This window comes from Streptomyces sp. NPDC027189 (assembly GCF_055566975.1).
In genome coordinates, this window is record NZ_JBVHRI010000073.1 from 1 (window position 1) to 3,635 (window position 3,635).

4 protein-coding genes and 1 pseudogene are annotated in these 3,635 nt (G+C 66.1%); 3 read left to right on the forward strand and 2 right to left on the reverse strand.

Annotation, left to right across the window (positions count from 1 at the left end):
• Positions 1-73 precede the first annotated feature (73 nt).
• Positions 74-796: a transposase family protein gene (locus tag ACZ4RZ_RS50160; RefSeq protein WP_467754353.1), complete on the reverse strand. Its 723-nt coding sequence runs from the start codon at positions 794-796 to the stop codon at positions 74-76.
• A gap of 254 nt (positions 797-1,050) precedes the next feature.
• Between ACZ4RZ_RS50160 and ACZ4RZ_RS50165 the strand changes: the two genes are divergently transcribed.
• Entirely contained in the window at positions 1,051-1,569 is a 519-nt protein-coding gene (locus ACZ4RZ_RS50165; RefSeq protein WP_467754355.1) for a hypothetical protein, read from the forward strand.
• Between the two features lie 211 nt (positions 1,570-1,780).
• Positions 1,781-1,960 (forward strand): hypothetical protein, encoded by a 180-nt coding sequence (locus ACZ4RZ_RS50170; protein ID WP_467754356.1) that lies wholly within the window; start codon positions 1,781-1,783, stop codon positions 1,958-1,960.
• A 234-nt stretch (positions 1,961-2,194) separates the two neighbouring features.
• Here the strand turns inward: ACZ4RZ_RS50170 and ACZ4RZ_RS50175 are convergent, their stop codons facing one another.
• A complete protein-coding gene (locus tag ACZ4RZ_RS50175) occupies positions 2,195-2,626 on the reverse strand; it encodes a hypothetical protein (protein ID WP_467754357.1) in 432 nt (143 codons plus the stop codon).
• A gap of 35 nt (positions 2,627-2,661) precedes the next feature.
• On the opposite strand from ACZ4RZ_RS50175, the pseudogene ACZ4RZ_RS50180 reads away from it, so the two are divergent.
• Positions 2,662-3,514, forward strand: a pseudogene (locus tag ACZ4RZ_RS50180) (IS5 family transposase).
• Positions 3,515-3,635 lie beyond the last annotated feature (121 nt).

Consider the following 3,635-nt stretch of genomic DNA (forward strand, 5'->3'; position numbering starts at 1 on the left):
TTAGGTAAGCCATCAGACCCAAGAACCTCCCTCCAAATTCTTCCCGACTAAATCGGGGATACGACAAGGCGCCTCATGGCGCACTGCCATCGGTCAGCGACCTGGAGGGCCTGCGGGGCGCCGCGGGTGGCTCCTTCGGCGAAGAAGGGTGCCCGGTCACGGCAGATGATCTCGATTCCGGGCCGCTCGGCGAGCCAGGCCGCGAGCGTGTCCGCCTCCCGGTCGGGAAGGAGGTCGATCGGGCGACGTGTTCGACGTCGACGAGCACGGTTCCGTAGATTCGGCCCTTGCGCTGGGCGTATTCGTCCACGCCGACCACGCGGGGTGTAGTGGCGGCGGGGTCGGGAAGCGATGCGATCAGCCTCAGCAGAGTGTTCCTGCTGACCGGGGCCTTGAAGGCATCCGTCATGAGAGCGCCCGCCCGGCCTGCGAGGGCGAGACCGACCGACACCAGCGTCGATCGCAGCCGTTCAGTACGACGTCCGAACCGACGAGCGAGCCCGGGGACTTGCCCGGCGAAGGTCTTTCGCGGGCAGAAGTCCTCCGCGCAGACGAACCGCCGTACCCGCAACGACACCACGACCAGCTTGCCCGCCGTCGGCAGATCACGAGGAAACCGCAGGTAGGAGCCATGTATTCGCCCCGACCAGTATCCGCATTCCGGGCAGGCAGCCCGTTCTGCGGTCGTACGAGCCTCGACCTGGACGACCGTGTCGGTCACCTGGACCGACTCCACCAACACGCCCTCGACCGAGGAGAACAGCAGCTCATCCAGCTGCGACAGCACATCGTTCACAGCGAAGGACTGTCGACCACACCATCATCCAGCCGGACGATTTTCGGGCGACCTCAACTGCCTTCGCGCGAAGATCAACAGTCACCGTGCGTGGGCAATCACACGAAGTGGACCAGAGCCTGAGTCCCGACACCGGTTGTCGATCGGTGCCGACACCGCCCGGTGTTGGCGGAGAGTGATATCGCCGAGTTTTGACACCGCTTGGGTGCTTGCGGTGGGAGGCTGGGAGTGCTCTGCGTGGTGAGGGGGCGCCGGTGCCACCGAAGTCCAAGGTCGATTTGTACGCGGCGATCCGCCGTGATGTCCGGGCAGGGATGTCGAACCGGGCCGTGCAGCGCAAGTACGGGGTGGGCTTCCGGACGGTGAAGGCGGCCATGGAATCCGTCTGGCCGGAGCCGCGCAAGCAGCTGCCGCCTCGCAAGACGCGGCTGGACGTGTTCAAGCCGATGATCGACCAGATGCTGCGGGCGGATCTGGACGCGCCGCGCAAGCAGCGGCACACCGTCAAGCGGATCTTCGGCTGGCTGTTGGACGAGCACGGTGCGGTGGAGGTGACCTATCCGATGGTGCGCGCCTATGTCGCTGCCCGCCGCCCGCAGATACGGATCGAGGCGGGACGCGGGCCGCTGAACGCTTCATCCCGCAGACCCACCTGCCGGGGGTGTCGGCGTACACCTGAACACGGCCAGCGAGGTACAGAGATACGTCCCCACCCGAAGAGGGTCACGTGCAGGCCGGAGAGCCGGGGCCGCCCGATCTCTGAGGGTGCGTGACAGGACGGCCAGTCAAGGGCGCCCTTCGGGCGTCGCTGCGCGATGGGGCATCGCCCCACCCTGGACAGCCCGCCCTGTCACGAAGCTGGCTGGCTATCGGCCGGCCCCGGCCCTGTGGCGACCACGCAGTTGGCCACGTTCGCGTGTACGTGGCTGGGGAGAAAACCCCGTACTCCGACAGGGGGCCGAGGCGGAGGTCGACTTCGGGGACGTGACGATCCGTCTGGCCGGTGAGCAGGTCAAGGTGTTCCTGTTCGCGATGCGCCTGTCCTATTCCGGCAAGGCCGAGCACCGCATCTTCGCCTCCTGCGGCCAGGAGGCGTTCTTCGAGGGCCACGTCCACGCTCTCAGCGTGCTGGGCGGTGTCCCCTGCAGCAAGGGTGCGCTATGACAACCTGCGGGCTGCGGTCGCCCGTGTGCTGGGCCTGTCGAGGGCGAGGGTGGAGAACGAGCGGTGGACCGCGTTCCGTTCGCACTACGGCATCGAAAGCATGTACTGCCGCCCGGGACTCGAAGGGGCCCATGAGAAGGGCGGGGTGGAGGGCCAAATCGGCTGGTTCCGCCGCAACCACCTGGTCCCCGTCCCTTCTCTGAACTTGCCTGAGTGGTGATCGAGTCCGTCGTCTCAGTGCTCGCGGTGGAGTTCGTGGTAGGTACGGAAGTCGAAGAAGCGCAGGCCGTCGATCACGGTTTCGGACTGGATTTCCTGCAGAGTCCAGGGATGGGCGGAGAAGTCGTCGGTGGCCACGCCTCCATGCTCAAGCAGCAGCGCGACCAGTTGGTGAACCTCTGCAGTGCCGTCGATTCGCCCGGAGACATCGATCTGCACTGCCCAGCGGGGGTGGTGTTCGACGGCCGCTTCGAGGACCGCGACGTCGTCGGGATCCCAGTCGGAGAAGAGGTAGCCGGTCTGCTCATCGTCGATGTCTATGTAGAGGTTGCCGTCCAGAGTCCACGGATCCCGCTGCAGGGGCAGGTGCTGATCGAGTAAGAGGTCGCGCAGATAGGCGCGGTGGTGAACCCCGGCAGCAAAGCAGGCACAGGTCTTGGTGATCATGGAGTTGCGACGCTCTGTGACCACGTGGGAGACCTGTGCCTGTACTGCCATCATGGCTGACCGAACCGCTCTGGGGCCAATTCGCCGCCCTGCTGCCCGAGCGGCCGACGTACCACCCGGACCATCCGCTGGGCTGCCACCGCCCGCGGGTCAGTGACCGGATCATTTTCGACAAGCTGCTGCAGCTCCTGCGGTTCGGCTGTTCCTACCAGGCGATCGCCGATACGACCTGCTCGGCCACCACGAGCCGCACCCATCCGCAACCGCCGCGACGAGTGGATCCAACTCGGCGTCTTCGCCCGGCTCAAGCAGATCGCGCTGGAGTCCTACGACCGGATCGTCGGCCTCGTCCTCGACCAGATTGCCGTCGACGGCTCCATCACCAAAGCCCCCGGCGGTGGGGAGGTCGCGGGCCGTTCACCGGTCGATCGCGGCAAACAGGGCCTGAAACGCTCCGGCATGACGGATGGTTATGGAATCCCGCTGGGCCGCGTGCTGGCTGGAGCGAACCGCCACGACTCCCCGCTACTCGCCCCGACTCTGGACCGCCTGGACGACCTGGGACCGCTGCCCGACGACATCACCGTGCACCTGGACGCCGGCTACGACTCGGACAAGACCCGCGCCCTGCTCGACGAACGCAGCCTGCACGGCCGCATCGCGCACAAGGGGGAGAAGGCACCGATCCAGGCAAGTCAGAGGTGGCATGTCGAACGGACCCACGCCTGGCAGAACGCCTTCCACCGCCTCGCCCGCTGCTACGAGCGCCGGGCCACAGTCATCGACACCTTCTTCGATCTGGCCGACACCATCATCACCGTGCGTAGCCTGATCCGTCGGGCATGGACGACCCACCGCTGGGACGAACGCCCGAACCGCCGCCCATGAACACACGCCTACCTGCGCGACCTCTAAGAACTCCTAACAGAATGTCGCATCTCCCCTTGGAATGTGGGCGCCTGATGGGCTGTTAGCCTGCACATGAGAAGAGGTGAGCAGCTGCCGTGGG